Origin of the sequence: Streptomyces sp. NPDC006314 (assembly GCF_040613075.1) — a bacterium.
Taxonomy (GTDB): Bacteria; Actinomycetota; Actinomycetes; order Streptomycetales; family Streptomycetaceae; genus Streptomyces.
This window is the reverse complement of record NZ_JBEXRL010000004.1, coordinates 98,971-122,561: the sequence shown is the minus strand read 5'-3', so window position 1 is coordinate 122,561 and position 23,591 is coordinate 98,971. Positions and strand designations below refer to the sequence as shown.

The following is a 23,591-nucleotide window of genomic DNA, read 5'->3' as shown; positions in this document are numbered from 1 at the left end:
CGCACCGTCCTCTCGCAGGCCAAGCCCTCCGAACCGCTCCCCCTCGTCGCCGGCGGCGTCCGGCACCCCCTCACCGCGGGCCCGCCGGGTCTGGCCGACGGCTGGAACCCGTCAGACCGCCGCCCGAGGGACGCCCTCCGGCCCCCGCAGCAGACCCTCCGGCAGATACCCGGAGCTGAGCTCCAGGTCCCAGCCGTGGACCTGCACCGCCAGCGCGGCCAGCGCGATGGTGCCGGCCGGCAGCAGGCTCCGGGGCGCCGGGTCGGCCGCCGCCATGTCCGCCCGATGACGCTGGAGCCGTTCGGCCAGGGCACGTTCGAACGCCGGCCGGTCGTCCACGAGGAGGACGCGCAGCAGCTGCTGATCCGGCGTCAGCGGACCCACGGCCCCCAATCGCCGGATCGCCGCGAGGCGCTCGTCGAGGTCCGGCTTCCGCAGCGGCGCCGTGGGCCAGTGCTTGGGCAGATGTCCGCTCGCCTCGGTGAGATAACCGCACAGCGCGTCCATCTCGGCGAGGTCCGCCGCCTCGGACCGTGACTCCAGCGCCGAGTACGGTACCCCGTCCCGGATCGCCGGGGCGTAGTCCCCGCGCAGCAGCAGTCCGATCACCCGCTGCCACTGCCGGACCGTGCCGGCGGCCACGCACAACGCGAACGCCTCCACCCAGGTCCGGGCGGTGGGCGCCCACTCCAGGGCGTGCTCGAAGCCTAGGTCCTCGCTGCTCAGCGTCTCGTCGACGACCGGCAGCGGGATCTCGAAGTCACCGTTGGGGAAACAGCCGAGATTCAGCGCACCGAGAGCGCATTCGGCCGCCGTGCGCAGGACCTCGCGCGTGGTGTCGGCGGCGAGCGCGGGATCCGCCAGGGACCGGGCGGCGACATGGTCGAGCAGCTCGTCGGCCATCGCCTGGAGTCCCGTCAGCGACAGGCTGTCGTAGCGCAGGGCGTGCCAACGGCCGTACGCACGCCCCCGGATGTCGTCCAGCGCGTGGGCGATCCGTTCCTCGTCGACCTCGTGACATGCCACGTCGGACACCGTCGTCGTCCTTCCTCGGTGCTTCCCAGCCGGCGGTCCTCCACATCCGGCAGACGCAACGCTATCCAACGCCCCCCGCCGGGAACACGGCCCGGTCCGGTGAAGGTCAGGGCCGGTACACCTTGCCCGGCTCGGCCCTGCCGGGGGCGAGCAGCTGAGGGACCGTCACGAAGACGTAGCCGCGCTCCTTCAGGGCGTCGATGATGCCGGGCACGGCGGGCACGGTGCCGTCGTAGATGTCGTGCAGCAGGATGATCCCGTCCCGGGAGGCGTTGGCGAGCACACGCTTGGTGATGAGCGCGGAGTCGGTGGTCGTGTAGTCCTTGGCGGTCACGCTCCACAGCACCTCCGCCAGGCCCAACTCCTTGGCGATCTCGTGGACATCGCTGTCCGTACGGCCCTGCGGCGGGCGCATCAGGGTGGGCTTGTGCCCGATGAGCCGCTCGATCGCGTCGTTGGGGCGCTTCAGTTCCTCGCGTATCTCCGCGTCCGATATCCGGGTGAGGATCTTGTGGTCCCAGGTGTGGCTCGCCACCTCGTGGCCCTCGGCCGCCATCCGCTTGACCAGCTCCGGGTGCTTCTCGATATGACGCTTGCCGAGCAGGAAGAAGGTGGCCGGAACCTTCTTCTCCTTGAGGATGTCCAGCAGCCGCGCCGAGTGCTCGCTGGGCCCCGCGTCGAAGGTGAGCGCGATGCACTTGGCCTGGCGGCAGTCGACGGTGCCGAGCTTCGCCGGCGCCCCGTGCGCCGCCTCGGCACGTACGGTGCTCGGCGAGGTCGTGTCGACCTGGGCGCAGCCGGACAGCGTCAGCGCCAGGCAGACCGCGGCCGAGGCGAGCACGGCCGGACGCAACCCTCGGCGCGGTTCACGCGTCTTCCCGGTCGCGGGCTTCGGCGTCGGGAACTTGTCGGTCGAAAGAGGCATGCCGGGACTATACACTCGGTGTATAGAGCGTGCGTGCGAATTCCAAGGGTCCTCCCGGCGCGCCTCACCGCCGTAGCACCATGGAAGGAGAGGCTTCGCGGAGGAGGGCGACCATGCGCTTCCGGGACCGCGCCGAAGCGGGACGGGAACTCGCCGGACTGCTGAGCGACGCCCACGCCCGAGGCGACCTCCCCGACCCCCTCGTCCTCGCCCTGCCCCGTGGCGGCATCGCCGTCGCCGAGCCGATCGCCCGCGCCCTCGGCGCCCCGCTCGACGTACTCGTCGTCCGCAAGATCGGCGCCCCGCACCACGCGGAGTTCGCCGTCGGCGCGCTCGCCGCGGACGACCCGCCCCTCTTCGACGCGGGCACCCTCGACCGGCTGCGCCTCACCGAGGAGTCCCTCGCCCCGGTGGTGGAACGCGAGCGGCGGGAACTGCGCCGCCGCGAGCAGCGCTACCGCGGCGACCGCCCGCTCCCGGAGCTGACCGGCCGCACGGTGATCGTGGTGGACGACGGTCTGGCCACCGGCGCCACCGCCCGCGCGGCCCTGCGCCACGTCCGGCGCCGCCGCCCCGCGCGGCTCGTCCTGGCCGTGCCCGTCGGCGCCCCCCGCTCCCTCGACCTGCTCGCCGCCGAGGCCGACACCGTCCTGTGTCCGCACCGCCCGGCCGGCTTCGCCGCTGTCGGCCAGTGGTACGAGGACTTCGAGCAACTCACCGACGCGCAGGTGCTCGCGGCTCTGCACGGCCGGTGAGGGCCGGCCCCGAGGGTGGCGGTGTGCCGGTGGGACGCGGTCGAGGCCTGCCCTTCGCGGACGCCGAGGGCCGAGGCCGGGAAGACGGTATGCCGGTGGGCTGAGCGGCGCCCCGTCCTGAGGACCGAGGCCGAGAGCGGCGGGCGACACGCGGGTCGGGCGCGGTCGTCCCTCGTCGGACCGGCCGGGCGCGGTCGTCTCCCGCCGCACCCGCTCGCCCCGGTTTCCGCCCCTCCGCAACGACCCCGTGCACACCAGTGGTACCGGGCGAGTACGCCGAGTAACATAGGGACCATGACGCGCACGGGGGAGCGAGCCGTCACTTCGTGGTTACGGACACCGTCCTGGATCGCCCGCGTCGAGGCGCCGGACGGGAGGGTGCTCGGTGCAGGGGTGCTGCTCGCCCCCGACCGGGTGCTCACCGCGGGCCACGTCGTCAGTCCGGAACGCCGCTACACCGTCCGCCTCGTCGGGGTTCCCGGCCTGGACGCCGTGGCCGCCACCGTCCAAGCGGACGAGCATGTGCCGCAGCGCGAGGACGCCTTCGGCGACCGCAGCGGCGACCTCGCCCTGCTGCGCCTGTCGGCACCCCTGCCCGCCGAGCACGCCACCCGGCTCTACCGGCTCGCCGCACCGCACGGCCCCGTCAGCAGGTACGGCTTCCCGGACGGCGACGACGGCGGCCGCTGGCACGGTGCCACCCTGGTAGCCGCCCGCGGCCGGGACAGCCAGGTGCAGTTGCGCCCACTGACCCCCGGCGAGCTGGCCGCCCCCGGTTTCAGCGGCGGGGGAGTGGTCGACCACGCCACCGACCAGGTCATCGGCATCGTCCTCAGCGTGGACGACGGGCCGGGCTCCGCCTTCAGCTACATGAGCCCCACCGAGACCATCCTCAGCCATCTGCCGCAGGTCGCCGACTGGACCGACGGCGCCGAAGCCGTCGACCCGAGGCTGCGCACCGGAACCCAGGGCGCCGCCGGCCGGCTCGACGTACCGTTCGCCACCGAACTCGCCTCCTGGTTCCGCGGCGAAGGCTGGCCGGTGCTGGTCACCGTCGTCCCCGTCGGCGGCGACCGTGCCTGGACCCTGGAGCGCGCCGTCACCCTCGCCGACCGAGAGCTGCGCACCCACCGCAACACCAGCGCCGTCAGCCACGACCCGCCCGAGACGGTGCCCCCGGCCGGCGCCCACGATCTCGCCCTGGACGTCAAGGGGCTGACGTCCACCGAGGTGATGGACCGGATCGCCGAACGCCTCGGCATCCGCGACGATCCCCGGCCAGAGCGACTCGCCGACCTCCGCGTCCCGCTCGCCGCCGTCCTGGTCGGTGTCGACCAGTCCGCCGAACCCGACGCCCTGCTCCACCTGCTGGACCGGCTCGCCCGGCACGGCGCCCGCCTGCTGCTCGCGTTCCGCCGCCGGGGCGAGCGCACCGCCCGCGCCGCCGAACTCCTCGTCGACCGCCCGCTGCGCGAGCGGTGGTCCCGCCTGCACGCAGAACTGGACCGGATCGTCGACACGTTGGGGCCCGGCCTCGACCAGCGCCGGGACCTGGTGCAGCCCGGCCCCGGCACCCAGCGGTTGCTGGAACAGGCCGAAGCCGGCGTACGGCGCACCCGGATGCTGCGCGCATGGGTCGGCCACACCCCCGACCGGGAACGCGAACCCCGCCAGGCCGACCTGCTGTTCACCTTCGAGGACGCCGCCGACCGCCGCCGGCAGCGCCTGGAACAGGCCCTCGGCGTCCTCGACGCCCGGCTGCGCCGCCGCGAGGAACTCCTCGGCCGGGTCAGCGCCGAGTGGCCGCTGTGCCGGCAGCGGGCCGCCGCGCACGGGGACCGGGTCATGGAGGCGTACCGGCTCTACGACCACGCCCTGTCGCTGCTGCGGCACACCCCCTGCGACCTCGACAGCGCGGAGAGAGCCGTCGAACGGTTCGTCGCCTTCTGCTCCGCCCCGCCCCCCGCGTCACCGGCCGGCACCGCCGCGCCGGCCGCACCCACCGCGCCGGCCGCACCCACCGCACCGGCCCGACCGACGGCGCCGGCCCCCCGCACGGCACCCACCGAACCCGTCGCTCCCGTCGCACCCGGAGAGGAGGGCGTGTCGTGACCTCGTGCATCCGGCCCGGCTGCGTCGGCCGCATCATGGGCACCGGCTACTGCGACAGCTGCGGCCGCCGGCACACCGAGTCGCGTCCCGCGCCACCGGCCCCGCCCCGGGCCCCCGTCACCACCGCCGAGGAGGCCCCCGGCCCGCCGGCCGTCCACGCCGTCGCCGGCGTCGGCGAACTCGACCAGCACGGACTGGTCGTCCTGCCCGACGTCCCCGTCCCCGACGACGTCCTCGTCGCCGACCCGCGCCCGCCCGCCGGCGGCCGGCGGTGCGGCGCTAACGGCTGCACCATGACCATCGGCGTCGGCTACGGCGGCCAGCCCGCCCGCGCCACCGGCCGCTGCCCCCGCTGCGGCACGCCCTACTCCCTCCTGCCGCAGCTGCACCCGGGCGACGTGGTCGCCGACCACTACAAGGTCCTCGGCTGCCTCACCCACGGCGGCAACGGCTGGATCTACCTCGCCGAGGACACCCGCGCCGACGGCCACCGGGTCGTCCTCAAGGGGCAGATCAACCCGCACGACGCGCTGGCGCGCCGCAACGCCGTCGAGGAGCGCCGTTCCCTGACCGACCTGCACCACCCCGACATCGTCCGCCTCATCACGTACGCCGACCACGGGGCCCCCGGCCGCCCGCCCACCGGCTACCTGGTCATGGACTACATCGGCGGCCGCTCACTGCAGCAGCTCTTCGACGCCGACGACGCCGAACGCGTCTTCCACGGCCGCCCTCGCCTCGACCACGTCCTCACCTACGGCTGCAAGATCCTCGGCGCGCTGCAGTACATGCACGAACGCGGGCTGCTGTACTGCGACATGAAGCCCGCCAACGTCGTCCACTTCGGCCGGGCGATCAAGGTCGTCGACCTCGGCGCGGTGCGCGCGATCGGCGACCGCGCCTCCGCCTACGTCTACACGCCCGGCTTCGCCCCGCCCAAGGAGGAGATCGACCGCCGCGGCTGGCACGTCGACAGCGACCTCTACACCGTCGGCATGACCCTGGAGGCGCTCGCCCGTGGCACGGAGCCGGCCCGCGGTCTGGCCTCCGACTCCTTTCGCCGCCTCGTCGACCGCGCCACCCATGCCGAAGTCCGGGCCCGGTTCCGCTCGGCGGCCGAGATGTCCCGTCAACTCTGGGAGGTCCTGCGCGAGTTCCGTTCACTGCAGTTCGGCGAGCAGCTGCCCGAGAGCTCCACCCGGTTCCGCGCCACCGGCGCCAGCCTCGACGCCGGACTCGGCGCGATCCCGGGACTGGACCACTGGACCGCCCGCCCCGGCGAGCAGCTCGCCGGGCTGGACGTCTCTTCGCCCTCGGCCGCCGAGGTCGCCGGCGCCCTCCCGGAGCCGGTCCCCGACCCCGCCGACGGCGCCGCCCTGCTGCTGGACACCTTCCCGCCCGACGCCCCCGACCGGGTCGCCCGGCAGTGGTCCCGCGAATCCCGCCTCGGCACCCCCGAGACCGCGCTGTGGCTGTGCCGCGCCTACCTCAGACGGGGCGAGCAGGACGAGGCGGAGAGCTGGCTGATCGAGGCGGAGACCCAGCTCGGCGAACGCGCCACCGCCCACGACTGGCGCATCGCCTGGCACTACGGCGTGCTCCACCTCAGCAAGGGCGAGGTGGCCCGGGCCGGCGACCGCTTCGACGCCGTCTACAGCGCACTGCCGGGCGAGTACGTGCCCAAGCTGGCCCTCGGCTACTGCGTCGAGCATGGAACCGACGACGGAACCGGAACCGGGACCGCACGGCGAGCCGGGGACGACGGCGGGCACGGAGCCGTACAGGGAACCGGGCGGGGCGGCGGTCGTGAAGCCGTACAGGGAGCCGGGCACGGAGCCGGACACGGGGCCGCCCCGGCAGCCGGACACGGCGGCGCGCCTCGGGCCGAAAACGGAGACGCGCTACGGCGGTCGCGGGCCATGCTGTTCTACGAGGCGGTGTGGAAACGGGACTGCGCGCACACCGCCGCCGCGTTCGGCCTGGCCCGCGGCCACCTGGCCGCCGGGGACCGGGACGCCGCCGTGCGCGTCCTCGACGCCGTCCCCGCCACCTCCCGCCACTACGACGCCGCCCGCATCGCGGCCGTCCGCGTCCGCGCCGGCACCCTGCACGGGAGCCCGCCCTCACCCGCCGACCTGCGGGACGCGGCCCGGCGGCTGCCCGAACTGCGCCTGGACGGCGGCGCCGCCGACGGCGAGTCCCGGGCCCGGCTGATCGCCGAGGTCCGCGAGAACACCCTGCACGCCCTGCGGGAGCCGGGCCGTGGACCGGACTTCCCCGCCGGGGACCTCCTCGGACCCGGTGACGAGGAGGGCCTGCGCAGCCTGCTGGAGCAGTCCTTCCGCCAACTGGCCGCGCAGGCCCGCACCGCCCAGGAACACGGCCGGCTGCTCGACCTGGCCCACGAGGTCCGGCCCATGACCACCTTCTGAGCACGTCCATGACCACTGGGGGGACACAGCGATGACCGTGACCGAGGAGACCGAGGTGACGCTCGCGGTCGGCCAGCAGAAGGAGCTGTCCGCCGCGCCCGCCGCACCCGGGCAGCCCCCCGACCGGGAGATGCACGCCATCCTGGAGATCGGGGTCGACAGTCATGGCGGCCCGGGCCTCGCCGCCATGCCGGGGCCCGGCAGCGGACCCGCGCTCGCCGAGGTGCTGATCGTCGACACCTCCCGTTCGATGCTTCACCCGGACACCAAACTGCGCGCCGCCAAGGACGCCACGGTAGCGGCCGTCCGGATGCTGCCCGAGGGCACCGCCTTCGCCGTGCTCTCCGGCCGGTTCGACGCCACGGTGGTGCACCCCGGCCCCGGACGGGAGGTGATGGCCGTCGCGGGGCCGGCCGAACGTGCCGCCGCCGAGCGCGCCGTACACATCCTGGACGCGGACGGCGGCACCGCCCTCGGCGCCTGGCTCGATCTCGCCCGGCGGCTGCTCAAGGACCAGCCCGCCCCGGTCAAGCACGTCCTGCTGCTCACCGACGGGCGCAACGAACACGACCACCGTTCCGACAGACCGCTGGAGACCGTCCTCGACGCCTGCGAGGGCCGGTTCATCTGCGACGCCTGGGGCATCGGCGACGACTGGGACGCCGAACTGCTGCTGCACATCACCCGGCGCCTGCAAGGTCGGGCCGGCGCGGTCCGAAGCGAGTCCGAACTGACCGCGGCCTACGAGGACCTGGTGAACGGTCTGCTGGGCACGGCCGTACCCGAGCTGCGCATCAGACTCACCCCCACCCCCGGCACGGTGATCCGCCGGGTCACCCAGGTCGTGCCCAGCGAACAGGAACTCCCGCCCACCGCCGCCGGTTCCGGCGGGCGCGGCACGGAGTACGTCACCCGCGCCTGGGGCGACGAGGTACGGCACTTCCAGGTCGTCCTCACCGCCGACCCGACCGGCCGCGAACTCGGCGAGGACCTCCAGCTCGCCGCCGTGGAGGTCGTCGTGCCCGAGTTCGGGCGCCCGGTACGGCTACCCGGACCGCGGCCCATCCTGGTGCGCTGGACCGACAACCCGCTCGACGCCTCCCGGCAGCACCCCGGGGTCCGCCGGCACGAGCTGTACCAGCAGGCAAGTGCCGCCGTCGCACGGGCCTACCGGGCCTGGCTGCGCCGCACGGACGGCCGGGCCGCGGCGGACCACGAACTGGCGCGGGCGCTGGCCCTGGCCGAAGAGCTGCGCGACGACCAACTGCTCGGCGCACTGCGGTTGATCGAGGAGGGGCCGGGCACCGGCCGGGTCCGGGCCGGCCTCAAGGACGTCGACTGGCAGCACCTGATCCTCTCCAGCGCCATGACCACCCCACCGGAACCGGCCGGCGGCCCGCCGGGTCACGCCGCCCCGATCGGTTCACCATCACCCGGCGGCGCAGGCCCGGACGACCTCATCGAGTGCCCGGAGTGCAACTGGCTCGGCCCGGCCGACTCCCTGTACTGCGGGGGCGATTGCGGGCAGCTGCTGAGGGGGTCGTCCGCATGAGCGTCCCCAGAGCCACGGAGACCGGCGGCCTGGCCACGGAGACCGGCGGCCGGCGCATGGAGACCACCGCACCCGCGGCCCCCCGGCCCCGGGCGCACCGCCGTGCCGACCGCTCCGGCCGCCGCGCTCCGAGCCACCCGGACCGCCTCCCCAGCCGTCTCCTCACCCCCGTCCTCGGTGCCGGGCGGCGCCCGCCGGACGGCGGCAGTACGACCGCCCACGAACTCGCGGTGCGTCACCGCCTGCTGCTGGCCCTGTCGGCCCTGCTGACCCTCTCCCTCTTCCTGTCCTACGAGGGCGTGCACGGTGACGCGAACCCGCTGCGCACCTCCAGCGCCCCCGCGGTGCTGTACATCGACACCGCGCTGTACGCGCTGGGCCAGGCCCAGCAGGACGCGGGCGCGGCGGCCCCGACCAGCGACTTCCAGAAGCAGATCTCGGTCGCTGCGCAGAGCCTCGCGTCCGCCGCCCGCGACGACATCGGCGGCCCGGCGGCCCGGCAGGCCCTGCAGACCGTGGCCGGACTGATCACGGTGTACGCGGTGAGGGTCCAGCAGGCCCAACTGGTCTCCGGTGACCGGGTGCTGCACGACGCCTACCTGAGCTACGCGACCAGCGTCCTGGAGGACAGGGGCTCCGGGATACTGGCCCGCCTGAAGGTCCTGCAGAAACAGCAGCGTGCCGCGGTGCACCGGCAGACCTCGTTCGGCGAGCTGCTGTGGCTCGGCTGGAGCACGACCCTGTTGCTCGCCGTCGCCCTCGCCGTGGCCCTGCTGGAGACCCAGCGCTTCCTGCGCCGCCGCTTCCGGCGGCGCTACAACCGCCAACTCCTCGCCGCTACCGCCTTGTTGCCCGGCGGGTTGGCCGTATCGGTGCTGTTCACCCTGTGGACGCACCAGGGGATGGAGCACACCCGTGACCTGCTCGACCGACCGCTGGCCGGGCGGCTGATCACCGAGGCGGGGCGGGACACCGCCGCGCACCTGGCGCACACCGGCTTCCGCGCGGGGGCCGCGGTGTGGATCCTGATAGGAGGCATCCTGCTCATGGCGCTGGCCGAGACGGGACTGCGGCGGCACATCGACGACTACCGGTTCAGGCCGCGGTGAGCGCCCGGCGAAACGGCCCCGCGACGGCCGACCCCGACACCCGGCGACGTCCCTCCCGCCGTCTCACCCGCACCGTCACCGTGGTGGCGAGCTGCCTGGCCGTGCTGGCGGCGGCCGTCGTGGTCGGGGTACGCACCCTCGGGCAGGAGCCGACCGTCACCCTGCTGGCCAACTGGACCGGCACCGACGAGCGGAACTTCCGGACCGCGGTCATCGAGCCGTTCGAGCGCAAGTACCACATCCGCGTCGAATACCAGGGCAGCTCCGCCCAGAGCCAGGTGCTCGGTGCCGACGTGGAGGCCGGGACGCCCCCCGACGTGGTGGTGCTGACCGGCTCCGGCGAACTCGCCGACTACGCACGGCAGAAGCAGCTCAAACCGCTCGAAAAACTCATCCGGCGTGACGACTTCGGCGCCTCCTGGGCCACCGAGCTGGACGACGGGCATGTGTACTGGTTCCCGCTCAAGGCCGATCTGAAGAGCATCGTCTGGTACCCGGCGGGCATGAGCGGGCGGCAGCGCGAGCAGGCCGCGCACCGGCCCGGCCAGTGGTGCCTCGGCATGGGGTCGGGTGCCACCAGTGGCTGGCCCGGCACGGACTGGATCGAGGACATCGTCCTGCAGCGGTACGGCCCGCGCACCTACCAGCAGTGGGCCGGCGGCGAACTGCCCTGGCGGTCGCAGCGGGTGAAGTCGGCCTGGGAGACCTGGGGCGGCATGGTGGGTGCGGGAGGGGACCCCGGCCTGGTCGGACGGGCCCTGAAGACCGCGTACCAGAAGGCGTCCGAACCGGTCACCGGGAAACCGCCGGGCTGCACCCTGGAGCACCAGGCGTCGTTCATCCGCACCCAGGGCGCCGCCTGGGAACGGGCGGACGGCCGCTACGACCCCTCCGCCCGGCTGATCCCCGGAGCCACCGCCACCGGTGCCTGGGAGGTCTCCGGTGACCTGGTCGCCCTGCTGCACACCACCCCGCAGGCCAAGCAGCTGATCCGCCACCTCGCCTCCGCCGACGCCCAACGCGCCTGGAACGCCGTGGAGTCCGGCTTTTCCGTCCACACCGGGGCCCGGCCCGCCCCCGGCGACGCCGGTCCCGCCTGGCACCGCTCCCTCGGCGCCACCCTCCTCGACGACCGGGCGGTGCACTGCTTCGACGCCTCCGACGCCATGCCGCCGACGGTACGCGACGCCTTCGCCGAGGCGACGATCCAGTTCCTCGCCCACCCGGACCGCCTGGACGCCCTCCTGGAGAACCTGGACACCCTCAGCCACGCCAGAGGCCTGACCTGGCTCCCGTCGGTGTGCGACCACACACGGTGAACCGGTCGAGGTGCCAGCACACCGGCGCGTGCCGACTCGGCGGCCGGTGTGCGTTCACCTGCCGTGAACCGGTCGCCGATCGCCGCCGCCGGCCCCTCGTCGGGAGCGACGGGCACGAGCTCGGCGCCCCGGGCCCGCAGCTCCGCCACGGGACGCTCCAGCGGCTGCTCGCCGGGGAACGGACCGGTGGTGCCGAGCGGCACCAGCACCGGATCCGGGCGGCCACGCCCGAGGGCTGCCCGCGGGGCTCGCGGTAGGTCTTCGAGCGTGGCGGGGAGGACCCGCGCACGCCGTCGCGGCACAGCGCCGCCTGGACGACAACCGCCGGCTCGGCGGGCCCGCCGGTCCGGGCCCGGGCGCCTCGGTGGGGGCTGGGGGGCTGGGAGCGGGGTGAGGGCGCGGCGGCGGACCGGCTCGGGGCCGCCGTGCCTGCCACCTGCTCGCCGGGACATCGCCTGTCTCTCCGTCCAGGCCCCGTGCGGCGGTGATCACTCGGCGGAGGCACCAGAAGGGATCCGCGGCCTCCCGGCCCGGCGCCAGAGCCGGGTGAGGGGCCCGGTGGGAGTCGCGGACAGAAGGTGTCCGCAAGTGACGTTAGCGTGCGGGCATGACGAAGAGCAGCGCGAACAAGGGCGGTACGGCGAGCGCCCCCGTCCTGGACACACGCGCCCTGAACCGTGCCACCCTCAACCGGCAGCTCCTGCTGCGCCGCTCCACGCGCTCCGCCCTGGACGCCGTACGCCACCTGCTCGGGCTCCAGGCGCAGAACGTCAGTCCGCCGTACTACGCCCTCGCCGCCCGCCTGGACGGGTTCTCGCCGCGGCAGTTGTCGTCACTCATGGCCGGCCGGGAGGTCGCCCGGATCGTCACCCTGCGCTCCACCCTCCACACCCACACCGCCGACGACTGCCTCAGCCTGCGCCCGCTCGTCCAGCCGGCCCGTGACCGCGAGCTGACGAACTTCCGCGCGGGACTGGGCGGCGTCGACCTGGACCGGCTGGCCGCGCTCACCCGTGAGCTGGTCGAGGCCGAGCCGCGCACCATGGCCCAGTTGCGGCAGGCGCTCGGCGCCGAGTGGCCGGACGCCGACCCGCAGGCCCTGGCCGTCGCCGCCCGTTGCACCCTGCCGCTCGTCCAGGTCACCCCGCGCGGCCTGTGGGGCGAGAGCGGCCAGGTCGCCCTCACCACCGTCGAGCAGTGGCTGGGCCGCCCGGCCGGCCAGGCCCCGGCACCGGAGTCGATCGTCCTGCGCTACCTCGCCGCCTTCGGCCCCGCCTCCGTGAAAGACATGCAGACCTGGGCCGGACTCACCCGCCTCCGGGACGCCTTCGAGCGGCTGCGCCCCGAACTGGTCACCTTCCGGGACACCGGGGGAGCCGAACTCTTCGACCTGCCCCACGCCCCGCGCCCCGACCCCGACACCCCGGCACCGCCCCGCTTCCTGCCCGAGTTCGACAACCTCCTCCTCTCCCACGCCGACCGCACCCGCGTCGTACCGCCCGCCCACCGGGGCCGCAGCTGGCAGGGCAACCAGGCCTTCCGCACCCTCCTCGTCGACGGTTTCCTGGCCGGCCTGTGGAAGCTCGACGGCGACACCCTCGTCATCGAGACCTTCACCGGGCTGACCAGGGGGCAGCGGGAGGAGGTGACCGCGGAGGGGGAGCGGATGCTCCGGGTCATGCACCCGGGTGCCGCGTACGACATCCGGTTCGGGGAGGTCGTACGGCGGTGAGGCCCCGCGGAGGCCCCGTCTACAGTCAGGCCATGGAACTCCGTCAGCTCAGCTATTTCGTCGCCGTCGCCGAGGAGTTGCACTTCGGGCGCGCGGCCGACCGGCTGCACATCGTGCAGTCGGCGGTCAGCCAGCAGATACAGCGGCTGGAGCGGGAGCTGGGCGCCGAGCTGTTCGACCGTTCGCCGCGCCGGGTGCGGCTGACCGGGGCGGGGGAGCGGCTGCTGCCCGAGGCACGGGCGGTGCTCGCGGCGGCGGAGAAGGCGCGGGCGGCCGTGGCGGTGCCCGCCGGGCTGCGCCTCGGCACCAGCACCGGGCTCGGCGCGCACCTGGACCGGGTGCTCGCCGCGTTCGCCGAGCGGGCACCGGACGTGCCGGTCGAGCTGTTCTCGCTCCCGGCCGGTGAACGGCTGGCCAGGGTCGCGGCGGGCGGGCTGGACGCCGCGTTCGTCCGGTCGGCCGAACCCCCGCCCGGCGTAAGGGTGCTGCCCCTGTGGCCCGACCCGCTGGTGGCCGCCCTCCCGGCCGGCCACCCCCTCGCGACCCGGGACGGGATCGACCTCGCGGACCTGGCCGGGCTGCCCCTCGCCCTCACCTCGCGCCGCACCAACCCCGCCCTGGTCGACCTGGTCGTCGGCGCGTGCCACGCGGCTGGGTTCGAGCCGGTGCGGGGACCGGTCGGCGGGGCCCTGCACGACACCCTCGCCGCCATCGGCGCCCGGCCCCTGTGGACGGTGGTCTACGCCTCCCACGCGCGCGTGCTGCACACGCCACGGGTGGCGTACGTTCCTTTCCGCGCGCCCGGCCTCGCCCTCGTCACAGGCCTCGCCGTACCCGCCGCGGACCTCACCCCGCATCTGGAGACGCTGCTGCTGGCCTGTGACGATCACGAAAGCTGATCGCTGCGGTCGCGGACTGCTTCCTGGCCGCCGGGGGGGCAGGCGATGGACTGGACCCACCGGAACAGCAGGCGGCAACCGCCGCCCCGCACAAGGGAGTCAGTCATGCCGATCGTCACCATCCAGCAGGGCCCCCGCGACATCGAGCTCAAGCGGGACCTCGTCAAGCGGGTCACTTACGCCTTCGTCGCCGCCTACCGGATCCCGGCCGAGAGCGTGCACGTGTGGATCCACGAAGTGCCGGCGGACAGCTGGGGGACGGCCGGGAAGCTCACCGCCGACAAGCAGCGGGGCATGGAGAGGGGGGCGTTGCGGGCCGCTCGTGGTGGCTCGCAACGCCCCCCCGGCAATTACCCGAGGGGTGCTCGGGGAGTCTTCCGGGTCACGAGTCGACCTGCGCGGTCACCAGGTCCGAGAAGGTGGCCAGCCGGGTGTACACACCCGGGTAACCCGCCTCCGCGCACCCCTCGCCCCAGGAAGTGATCCCTGCCAGGGCGCCCCTGATGAGCAGGGGACCGCCGCTGTCGCCCTGGCAGGTGTCTACGCCGCCGGAGGTGTATCCGGCGCACACCATGTCGGACTGGACGAAGTCCGAACCGTAGGAGGAACGGCAGCTGGAGTCGGACACGACCGGTACGGTCGCGGTCCGCAGCTGGTTGGAGGAGCTGCCGTTCTCCGAGGTGGTGCCCCAGCCGAGGATGCGGGCCGTGGTGCCGGCCGCGTACACGCCCGTCTGGGAGGAGGAGACGTACTTCGCCGCCGTGTACGGCATCGACGTCGACAGGGTCAGTACGGCCACGTCGTCGCCGTTGGTGGCATCGCTGTAGTCCGGGTTGATCCAGATCTTGCTGACCTTGCTGACCGTGCCGTTCGTGCCGTTCAGGTAGGTCCGGCCACCGACCACGCGGACGCTGCCGGTCGTCTCGCCGACCATGCAGTGCGCGGCCGTCACCACCTTCTTGGCGGCCACCAGGGTGCCGCCGCAGAACTGGCTTCCGGACGCGTCCGTGATCTGCATCATGAACGGGTACGCGGTCGTCGTGGTGGTCGTACCGCCGACGATGGGCTGGGGGGCGGCGCTCGCCGTGGGGGCGGCGAGGAGCGCGCTCGCCGCGGCGGCGGCGGTGGCCACCAGGGTCGCGGCGGTCTCTCTGGCACGTCTGGGCCCGAACATGAGTCTCCTCAGTGGGGGTTGCACCGGTGGGGGGTCGCGCGGGTGTGGGGCTTTTCACGGGGGTCGCGGGACCGACCCCCGTATGCCCGGGCGAGCGGCACGCCCTTTACGCTAGGACCCGGACCCTCGGCTCCCAATGAGGGAACCCCCTAAGGGGTTGGGTGAGGGAAAACCCTCGGTCCGGTTCAGTTAACAAGCGCGCTGCTCAGCGCGCGCGCCGACCTGCCGCCAATCGGACGATGTCGACGCGCGATCGGATTCCCAGCTTGCGGTAGACCCTGGTCAGGGTCGCCTCCACCGTCTTCACGCTGATGAACAGCCGGGCCGCGATCTCCCGGTTGGTGGCACCCTCCATGACGAGCGCGGCGACCTGACGCTCCATCGCGGCGAGGACGTCCAGCGCGTCCAGGGCCTCCGGCACGGCGAGCGCGGGTTCCGGCTCGGGGGCGCTGAGGGCTTCGTCCACTTGGCGCAGCCACGGCAGCGCCCGGCAGCGGCGGAACATCCGGGTGGCCTCGTCGAAGGCGGTCGTGTTCTTCCGGATCGCCTCCGCGGTGCCCGGGACCGGGGCCCGCCCGGGATGCCGGCCCGGCAGCCGGGCCAGCGCGAACGCGGCCCGTGCCTCCTCCAGTCCGTATCCCAGCTTGCCGAGCCGGTCCTGAGCGGACGTCAGCTGAACGACGGCGGCCTCCGTCTCGCCCTGAGCGGCCCGTACCAGGGCCTCGGCGCGGTCCAGGACGGCGAGGACGCTCTCCCGGCCGAGCCGGAGCGCGTGCTCGCGGCTCGTGTCGATGACGTCCTGCGCCTCGGCCGGTTCACCGATCCGGACCAGCGCCTCGGCGAGGTCCCCCTGCCAGCGGCCGCGGGCCGGGTCGGTGATGCCGAGACCCAGCTCAAGGCTGCGCACCCGGCGCAGCGAGCGGACCGTGCCCGCCGGGTCCCCGGCCACCAACTGGGCGTACCCGAGGGCGCCCAGGGCCCGGGAGAGGTACATCTGGTCGCCGTCCTCCTCGGCGTGCTCCACCGCCTCCCGCGCGAGGGCCAGCGCCCGGTCCACGTCGCCGCCGGAGGCCTCCGCGAGCGAGGTGAGCATCGCCGAGGCGGTCTCGCCGATCCCGGAGTCCCGGGCGAGCCGCAGGCTCTCGCGGGCCAGCTCCAGGGCCTGGCCGCAGTGCCCGGCGCGCAGTTCGGTCTCGGCGAGCCCGCGCAGGAAGTGCACCTCGCTCTCCACCGAGCCGCGCCGGCGCACCTCGCGCAGCAGCGCGGTGACCGTGGCCCGGGCCTCGGCCAGCTGGTCGCCCATGACCAGCCAGCGGAACCGGGCGCTGCCCGCCCCGTTGTGATGCCATGCCACCCTCGGGTCCTGGGGCTCCCGCAGGGCGCGCTTGATGGTGCGGGGCGCCTCCGGATGGCCCATCAGGGTCTCGGTCTGTGCCTGGAAGGCGAGGGAGAGCAGTTCGGTGCGCCGGTCCTTGCCGCGCGCGGCCAGCTCGGCGGCGTGCGCGGCGGCCTGACGGGCCTGGGTGAAGTCGCCCTCCACGATGAGTGCCCGCCAGGCCAGCTGGTAGTGGACGAGGGCCAGCAGCCGGGGGTCGTCGCCCGCGTCGGCGAGGGCCTGCGGGAAGACGGCGTCGACCTCGGCCATGGTGTGGCCGGCGGTGTCGATGACGATGATCCAGGCCCGCACCCGGTCGGCGGGCACACTCGCCCGCGTGAGCACCTCCCGGGCGATGTCCCGTGCAAGGTCGATCTCGCCCGCGGTGATCGCGTCCTCGGCGGCCTGCAGCCGGCGCTCCTCCTGACTCGGCACGCCGTCGGCGGGGGTGTGCCGGGTGGCGAGCAGCCCCAGGTGGGCGGCGACCGACGGCGCCCCGCGGTCGCGGGCGAGGGCGGCGGCCTCGGCGAGCCGGGCGGCGACCTCCGGGTCGGTGCCGGTGGTGGCCAGCGCCAGGTGCCGGGCCCGTTCTATCGGGTCGGAGGCGGCGGTGGACAGGGCCGCGTGCGCGGCCCGCCGCTCGTGGGCGGGCGCCTCCGCGTACAGGGCGGCGGAGATCAGGGGGTGCGCGAACCGTACGGCCGGGGTGTCGGGATCGGCGGCAAGCAGCCCGAGTTCGGCGGCCTGGGAACATTCTGCCTCGGCGTGCTCCCGGCCGGCCGCGTGCAGCAGGGCCGGGGTGGGGCGGGCGCCGGCGCTGGCCACCAGCAGGGTGCGGCGGGCCTCCACGGACAGCATGTCCAGGCGGCTGAGCACCAGGGCGCGCAGCGAGGTGGGCACGGGCAACGGTTCGCCCGGCCGGGGCGGGGTGGGGTTCTCGGCGAGGGCGCGGCCGAGTTCCAGGGCGAAGAGCGGGTTGCCGCCGCTGGTGCGGTGGATCTCGCGGACCGTGGAGCGGGGCAGGCCGCTGTGGCCGCGGTGGTCGAGCAGTTGGGCGACCTGGGTGCGGGAGAGCGGGCCCAGCCGGACGGCCAGCGTGCCCGGTGGGCAGGCGCGCAGATGACGGTCACACTCCTGGCTCTCCTGGCCTTCGGTCCGCACCGCGCACAGCAGCTGCACCGGGGTGCCTTCCAGACGCCGGGCGGCGAAGCCGAGCAGTTCGGCACTGGCCGGGTCCAGCCACTGCAGATCGTCGGCGACGAGCAGGACCGGGCCCTGAGCGGCCAGGGCGCGCAGCGCGGAGAGCACCGCGAGGCGCAGGGCGAGGCCGTCGCGCAGGAGACTGGACTCGCCGCGGCCGGTGAGCGCCGACTCCAGGGCGGTGCGCTGGGCGGCGGGCAGCCGGGGGGAGATGTCGTCGAGGACCAGACCGAAGAGATCGGCGAGGGCGAGGAAGGGAAGGTGGGATTCGGACTCCGTGGCCGAGCAGCGCAAGACGGTGCGCGCGGTGGCCGCGTATTCCTCGGCCAATGCCCGCAGGACGGTGGATTTCCCTATTCCGGCCGGGCCGTGGAGCAGCACACTGCCCCCCGAGGCCAGTTGGTCACGGGCGCTCGTGAACAGCTCCTCGCGGCCGATGACCAGGTCGGGGCGGCACCTGGCAGGCTCCTGGAAGTCCCGTCGCACGGTCACCGCTCCCCTCGTGTGTCGTGTTCGGGCCAAATTCTAGGCAACGATCCTTGAAATTCGGACGCAAGCCGTGGTGAGGGAAATAACAAACGGTCAAGCATAGGGAAATTCAAAGCGTCGCCGTATGAATGGACAGGTTTCCTTACCGGTCCCCCTGCCCGCTTGTGCTAGGGCAGCAGCCCCGCCCTGCGGGCCGCGGTCACCGCCTCCCCTCGGGTGTGCGCGCCCAGCTTCCGCATCGCCGAGCGCAGATATCCCTTGACCGTCTCCGGGCGCAGCCCCAGCCGCTCGGCCACGGCCGCGTTGGTGGCACCCGCCGCCACCCAGGAGAGCACGTCCAGTTCCCGCGGCGCCAGGTTCGTGCCGCCCGCCGGGCGCGACACGGTCAGCATCCCGCACGCGGAGAGCAGCTCGGCCCGCAGCCGCGGGTCGGCGATCCGCGGCGCCAGCGCCCGCAGCGCCGCGTGCGCCTCGCGCACCTGCTCCCAGGCGGCTCCCTTCTCGGCGCCGGCGGGCTCCGCCCGGCCCGCCGCCAGCAGCCCCCGCGCCTCGTCCCGCACCACCAGCGCCTGCTCCACGTCCCGCGCCACCGACATGGCCGCGCCCAGCGTGCGGTCGCCGAGCGGCTGGGCCGAGCGCAGCGCACCGTACAGCACCCCGCGCACCCGCCGCCGTACGACGACCGGCACCGCGAGCACCGAGCGGATGCCCTCGGCGGCCACCGGCACGTCGTACTCGTGGCTGATCTGCCGCGAACTGGAGTAGTCCGTCACCGCGCACGGCCGGGCCAGCGCCACCGCCTTGCCGCCGAGCCCGTTGCCGGAGGTCACCGCGAGCGAGCGCAGGGCGGCCGTCGCCGTGCCGCTCAGCTCGCTGATCCGGATCTGTGGCCGGCCCGACTCGACCAGCCCGCCGAAGGCGACCGGGAGCCCGGTCGCGTGCCGCAGCCGGGCCAGCGCGCCGCCGATCTCCACCGCTCCCGCTGCCTGTGCCGTCACCTTGTCCGCCCCTTCGGCCACCCACACCCCCGTTCGGGGGTAGTGAGACCTGCATCACGGATTAGACGATGCCAGAGAGCCGCCCGGCAATGGTCCGGTACCGCGGGAGTGGACCGCAGGGCGCGGCGGTGTCGAGTGCGCGAGCGCGCGCAGGCCCGAAGGGCTGCACGGTCGGGGACCCGGCACCGGCTGAGAGCGCCCGGAGGTGAAGGACCGAACAAGCATGGAGGACGCAGATGACGACGGCGACGGAACTGTTCCGCGGGGCCCGGGACTTCCTGCTGGAGTACCGCGAGGACTATGCCACCGCCTACGACGGGTTCGCGTGGCCGCGGCCCGAGCACTTCAACTGGGCGCTGGACTGGTTCGACGTGATCGCCGAGGGGAACGCCCGGACCGCCCTGCACATCGTCGAGGAGGACGGCACCGAGACCCGGCTGTCCTTCGCCGAGCTGGCCGAACGCTCCAACCGGGTGGCGAACCAGCTGCGCGCGCGGGGCGTCGCCGCCGAGGACCGCATCCTCGTCATGCTCGGCAACCAGGCCGAGCTGTGGGAGACCGCGCTGGCCGCGATGAAGCTGCGCGCGGTCGTCATCCCGGCCACTCCGCTGCTCGGCCCGGCCGACCTGCGCGACCGCGTCGACCGGGGCCGGGTCAAGCACGTGATCGTGCGGGCCGAGGACACCGCCAAGTTCGGCGATGTGCCCGGCGCCTACACGCGGATCTCCGTCGGCGGGCTGCCGGAGGAGGGCTGGGAGCCGTACGAGGACGCGTACACCGCCCCCGCCGAGTTCCTCCCCGACGGCCCGACCCTGGCCGACGACCCCCTGATGCTCTACTTCACCTCGGGGACGACCGCCCGGCCCAAGCTGGTCGAGCACACCCACACCTCGTACCCCGTCGGGCACCTGGCCACCATGTACTGGATCGGCCTCAAGCCCGGCGACGTGCACCTGAACATCTCCTCGCCCGGCTGGGCCAAGCACGCCTGGTCCAACCTGTTCGCCCCCTGGAACGCGGAGGCGACCGTCTTCCTCTTCAACTACACCCGCTTCGACGCGGCCCGGCTGATGGCCGAGATGGACCGGGCCCGGGTCACCACCTTCTGCGCCCCGCCGACCGTGTGGCGCATGCTCATCCAGGCCGACCTCGGCCAGCTCGCCACCCCGCCCCGCGAGGTCGTGGCCGCGGGCGAGCCGCTCAATCCCGAGGTCATCGAACAGGTGCGGCGGGCCTGGGGTGTGACCATCCGGGACGGCTTCGGGCAGACCGAGACGGCGGTCCAGGTCGCCAACAGTCCCGGCCAGCCCCTGAAGACCGGCTCGATGGGCCGCCCGAGCCCCGGCTACCGCGTCGAACTCCTCGACCCGGTCTCCGGTGCACCCGGCGCCACCGAGGGCGAGCTCGCCCTCGACCTCGCGGAGCACCCGGTCGGCCTGATGACCGGCTACCACGGCGACCCCGACCGCACGGCCGAGGCCATGGCGGGCGGCTACTACCGCACCGGCGACATCGCCTCCCGTGACGAGGACGGCTACCTGACCTACGTCGGCCGCGCCGACGACGTCTTCAAGGCCTCCGACTACAAGATCAGCCCGTTCGAGCTGGAGAGCGCGCTGCTGGAGCACGAGGCGGTGGCCGAGGCGGCCGTCGTCCCCGCCCCGGACGAGCTGCGGCTCGCCGTGCCCAAGGCGTACGTCGTCCTCGCCGGGGGCTGGGAGCCCGGACCCGGCACCGCGAAGGCCATCTTCGAGCACTCCCGTGAGGTGCTCGCCCCCTACAAGCGCATCCGCCGCCTGGAGTTCGGCACACTGCCCAAGACCGTCTCCGGCAAGATCCGCCGGATCGAGCTGCGCGAGGCCACGGCCGCGGGCTCACAGAACGAGTACCGCGAGGAGGACTTCCGGTGACCGCTGAGCCGTCGTACACCCACGGGACGGGCGCCGCCCCCCTGCTCGGCGACACCATCGGCGCCAATCTCGACCGCGCCGTGGCCGCCTGGCCGGACCGCGAGGCCCTGGTCGACGTCCCCTCCGGCCGGCGCTGGACCTACGCCGGGTTCGCCGCCGACGTCGACAAGCTGGCGTACGCGCTGCTCGCGAGCGGGGTCGCCAAGGGCGACCGGGTGGGCATCTGGGCGGTCAACTGCGCCGAGTGGGTGCTGGTGCAGTACGCCACCGCCCGCGTGGGCGCCATCATGGTCAACATCAACCCGGCCTACCGCACGCACGAGGTGCAGTTCGTCCTGAACCAGGCCGGGATCTCCCTGCTGTTCGCCTCCGTCCGTCACAAGACGAGTGACTACCGGACGATGGTCGAGGAAGTGCGGGGCCGGTGCCCGCGGTTGAAGGAGACCGTCTACATCGGGGATCCGGGCTGGGAGGCGTTCACCGCACGCGGTACGCAGACCGCGCCGGACGAGCTGGGGGCCCGGGCGGCGTCGTTGTCCTGCGACGACCCCATCAACATCCAGTACACCTCGGGCACGACCGGCTTTCCCAAGGGCGCCACCCTCTCCCACCACAACATCCTCAACAACGGCTACTTCGTCGGGGAGTTGATCGCCTACACGGAACAGGACAGAATCTGCGTTCCCGTTCCGTTCTATCACTGCTTCGGCATGGTCATGGGCAATCTGGCCGCCACCTCGCACGGCGCCTGCATGGTCATCCCGGCCCCCTCCTTCGACCCGAAGGCCACCCTGGAGGCCGTGCAGCAGGAGCGCTGTACGTCTCTGTACGGCGTCCCGACCATGTTCATCGCCGAGCTGAACCTCCCCGACTTCGCCTCCTACGACCTCACCACCCTGCGCACCGGCATCATGGCGGGCTCACCCTGCCCGGTGGAGGTGATGAAGCGGGTGGTCGCCGAGATGCACATGGAGGAGGTCTCCATCTGCTACGGCATGACGGAGACGTCACCGGTGTCGCTGCAGACGCGGATCGACGACGACCTGGAGCACCGCACGGCCACCGTCGGCCGGGTCCTGCCGCACCTGGAGGTCAAGGTCGTCGACCCGGCCACCGGGGTCACCCGGCCGCGCGGCAGCGCGGGCGAGCTGTGCACCCGCGGGTACAGCGTGATGCTCGGCTACTGGAACGAGCCGGAGAAGACCGCCGAGGCCGTCGACGCGGGCCGCTGGATGCACACCGGGGACCTGGCGGTCATGCGCGAGGACGGGTACGTGGAGATCGTCGGCCGCATCAAGGACATGATCATCCGGGGCGGCGAGAACATCTACCCGCGCGAGATCGAGGAGTTCCTCTACGCCCACCCCAAGATCAGGGACGTCCAGGTCGTCGGGGTGCCGCACGAGGAGTACGGCGAGGAGGTCCTCGCCTGCGTCATCCCGTGCGACGCGGCCGACCCGCTCACCCTGGAGGAACTGCGCTCCTTCTGCCAGGACAGGCTCGCGCACTACAAGATCCCCAGCAGGCTCCAGATCCTCGACTCCTTCCCGATGACGGTGTCCGGGAAGGTGCGCAAGGTGGAACTGCGGGAGAGGTACCTGATGTGAAACGCCGGGAACCGAGTATCCGGTGAACGCTCGACGGCGGACCCCGGGACAGCGAGCGCGCTGTCGGCGGCGCACTCGGCCCGGGGCCCGTCGGCTCGGCCGCCCCCGCGGGGCGGTCAGAGCCGCCCGTCCCGCGTCCTGGTCCCCGGTTCCGGCGCGCCTTCGGCGTTCAGCGTGCCGGCCGCGTCGTTCACCGGCCGCGGGACGCCCGCGAGGTCCAGGACGAACAGTGGGAGCGCCAGCGCGGCGGCGCGGGTGCGGGCCTCGTCGGTGTAGCCGGCGAGGGAGAAGTACACGCAGTCCGCGGACTCCGCCATCGCCGTCAGCCACAGGCACTCCACGTCCCGCGGCGCGGCGGGCCGCACGGTCGGATCCACCTGGGCGAGCAACCCGCGGGCGGCGAGCCCGATGCCGTTCGCCGGCCGCTGGTCGGCGCGGCGGATGTCCTGGTAGCCGAGCCAGCGCAGATAGAGCGCGGCGGCGGTGACGGCGTCGCGGGCGGTCCGGACGGCGCGGGGCCGGAAGGCGGCGCGGCGGGCGGCCGCCACCGGCAAGTCCGGCTCCGCCGGTGCCGGTGCCTGGACCGCCGGCGGTGCCGCGGAGGTGTTCGCCACCGGAACGCGCAGCACCGTGCCGCACGGGCAGCCCAGCTCCGGGTGCGGCCACTGGTCGCGGCGCCCGCAGACGGCGCACGGCACGATGAGCCACTCGTCGTCCCAGGCGCGGTGTGCCGCCACGACCGGTTCGGCGGCCGGATCCAGCCGAGGGGCGGTGGGCGCGCCGCACGCGCACGGATACGCCGGCGCGGTGTAGAGGTGCTCGCGCCGGCAGGCCGGACAGCGCACCGGCACGCTCTCGGGCATGGCCCCCTCCAAGGCGTCGCGTCGGATCGGTCGTCTCCGGACAGCGCCTTCCATCGTCCTCCTGCCATACCCCCTTTGTCCGGCGCTTGCGGTGCCCCGGCCTCT

At 73.9% G+C, this 23,591-nt stretch carries 17 protein-coding genes; 11 read left to right on the top strand and 6 right to left on the bottom strand.

Annotated features, from left to right (window positions below):
• Positions 1-111: 111 nt before the first annotated feature.
• Both ABZ079_RS08665 and ABZ079_RS08660 read right to left on the bottom strand, forming a co-directional pair.
• A complete protein-coding gene (locus tag ABZ079_RS08665) occupies positions 112-1,035 on the bottom strand; it encodes an immunity 49 family protein (RefSeq protein ID WP_356938689.1) in 924 nt (307 codons plus the stop codon).
• A gap of 106 nt (positions 1,036-1,141) precedes the next feature.
• Entirely contained in the window at positions 1,142-1,960 is an 819-nt protein-coding gene (locus ABZ079_RS08660; protein WP_356938688.1) for a polysaccharide deacetylase family protein, read from the bottom strand.
• A gap of 113 nt (positions 1,961-2,073) precedes the next feature.
• Here ABZ079_RS08660 and ABZ079_RS08655 point away from each other — a divergent pair, with 113 nt between their 5' ends.
• The 9 genes from ABZ079_RS08655 (at position 2,074) to dmpI (ending at position 14,353) form a co-directional block, all read left to right on the top strand.
• Complete coding sequence (locus ABZ079_RS08655) at positions 2,074-2,715, top strand: phosphoribosyltransferase family protein (protein ID WP_356938687.1); 642 nt, start codon at positions 2,074-2,076, stop codon at positions 2,713-2,715.
• Between the two features lie 294 nt (positions 2,716-3,009).
• A complete protein-coding gene (locus ABZ079_RS08650) occupies positions 3,010-4,827 on the top strand; it encodes a trypsin-like peptidase domain-containing protein (protein WP_356938686.1) in 1,818 nt (605 codons plus the stop codon).
• The gene (locus tag ABZ079_RS08645) at positions 4,824-7,259 is read left to right on the top strand and encodes a tetratricopeptide repeat protein (RefSeq protein ID WP_356938685.1); all 2,436 of its coding nucleotides are present in this window, start codon (positions 4,824-4,826) and stop codon (positions 7,257-7,259) included. The genes ABZ079_RS08650 and ABZ079_RS08645 overlap by 4 nt, the downstream gene beginning before the upstream one ends.
• Before the next feature lie 31 nt (positions 7,260-7,290).
• The gene (locus ABZ079_RS08640) at positions 7,291-8,811 is read left to right on the top strand and encodes a VWA domain-containing protein (protein WP_356938684.1); all 1,521 of its coding nucleotides are present in this window, start codon (positions 7,291-7,293) and stop codon (positions 8,809-8,811) included.
• Positions 8,808-9,920 (top strand): hypothetical protein, encoded by a 1,113-nt coding sequence (locus tag ABZ079_RS08635; RefSeq protein WP_356938683.1) that lies wholly within the window; start codon positions 8,808-8,810, stop codon positions 9,918-9,920. The genes ABZ079_RS08640 and ABZ079_RS08635 overlap by 4 nt, the downstream gene beginning before the upstream one ends.
• Complete coding sequence (locus ABZ079_RS08630; protein WP_356938682.1) at positions 9,917-11,239, top strand: ABC transporter substrate-binding protein; 1,323 nt, start codon at positions 9,917-9,919, stop codon at positions 11,237-11,239. The genes ABZ079_RS08635 and ABZ079_RS08630 overlap by 4 nt, the downstream gene beginning before the upstream one ends.
• A gap of 607 nt (positions 11,240-11,846) precedes the next feature.
• Entirely contained in the window at positions 11,847-12,971 is a 1,125-nt protein-coding gene (locus ABZ079_RS08625) for a winged helix DNA-binding domain-containing protein (protein ID WP_356938681.1), read from the top strand.
• A gap of 32 nt (positions 12,972-13,003) precedes the next feature.
• Entirely contained in the window at positions 13,004-13,870 is an 867-nt protein-coding gene (locus ABZ079_RS08620) for a LysR family transcriptional regulator (protein WP_356938680.1), read from the top strand.
• 45 nt (positions 13,871-13,915) lie between these two features.
• Complete coding sequence (gene dmpI, locus ABZ079_RS08615; protein WP_356938679.1) at positions 13,916-14,353, top strand: 4-oxalocrotonate tautomerase DmpI; 438 nt, start codon at positions 13,916-13,918, stop codon at positions 14,351-14,353.
• Here dmpI and ABZ079_RS08610 read toward each other — a convergent pair.
• From ABZ079_RS08610 to ABZ079_RS08600, 3 genes are all read right to left on the bottom strand, one after another.
• Positions 14,253-15,044: a serine protease gene (locus ABZ079_RS08610; RefSeq protein WP_356938678.1), complete on the bottom strand. Its 792-nt coding sequence runs from the start codon at positions 15,042-15,044 to the stop codon at positions 14,253-14,255. The genes dmpI and ABZ079_RS08610 overlap by 101 nt on opposite strands.
• 205 nt (positions 15,045-15,249) lie before the next feature.
• Positions 15,250-18,111 (bottom strand): AAA family ATPase, encoded by a 2,862-nt coding sequence (locus tag ABZ079_RS08605; protein WP_356938677.1) that lies wholly within the window; start codon positions 18,109-18,111, stop codon positions 15,250-15,252.
• A gap of 164 nt (positions 18,112-18,275) precedes the next feature.
• Positions 18,276-19,106, bottom strand: coding sequence for a helix-turn-helix transcriptional regulator (locus ABZ079_RS08600; RefSeq protein WP_356938676.1), 831 nt, complete (start codon positions 19,104-19,106; stop codon positions 18,276-18,278).
• 236 nt (positions 19,107-19,342) lie between these two features.
• Between ABZ079_RS08600 and ABZ079_RS08595 the strand changes: the two genes are divergently transcribed.
• Together ABZ079_RS08595 and ABZ079_RS08590 are read left to right on the top strand one after the other, a co-directional pair.
• The gene (locus tag ABZ079_RS08595) at positions 19,343-21,016 is read left to right on the top strand and encodes an AMP-binding protein (RefSeq protein WP_356938675.1); all 1,674 of its coding nucleotides are present in this window, start codon (positions 19,343-19,345) and stop codon (positions 21,014-21,016) included.
• Entirely contained in the window at positions 21,013-22,623 is a 1,611-nt protein-coding gene (locus tag ABZ079_RS08590; RefSeq protein WP_356938674.1) for an AMP-binding protein, read from the top strand. The genes ABZ079_RS08595 and ABZ079_RS08590 overlap by 4 nt, the downstream gene beginning before the upstream one ends.
• A 116-nt stretch (positions 22,624-22,739) precedes the next feature.
• Here the strand turns inward: ABZ079_RS08590 and ABZ079_RS08585 are convergent, their stop codons facing one another.
• Positions 22,740-23,486: a hypothetical protein gene (locus ABZ079_RS08585; RefSeq protein WP_356938673.1), complete on the bottom strand. Its 747-nt coding sequence runs from the start codon at positions 23,484-23,486 to the stop codon at positions 22,740-22,742.
• Positions 23,487-23,591 lie beyond the last annotated feature (105 nt).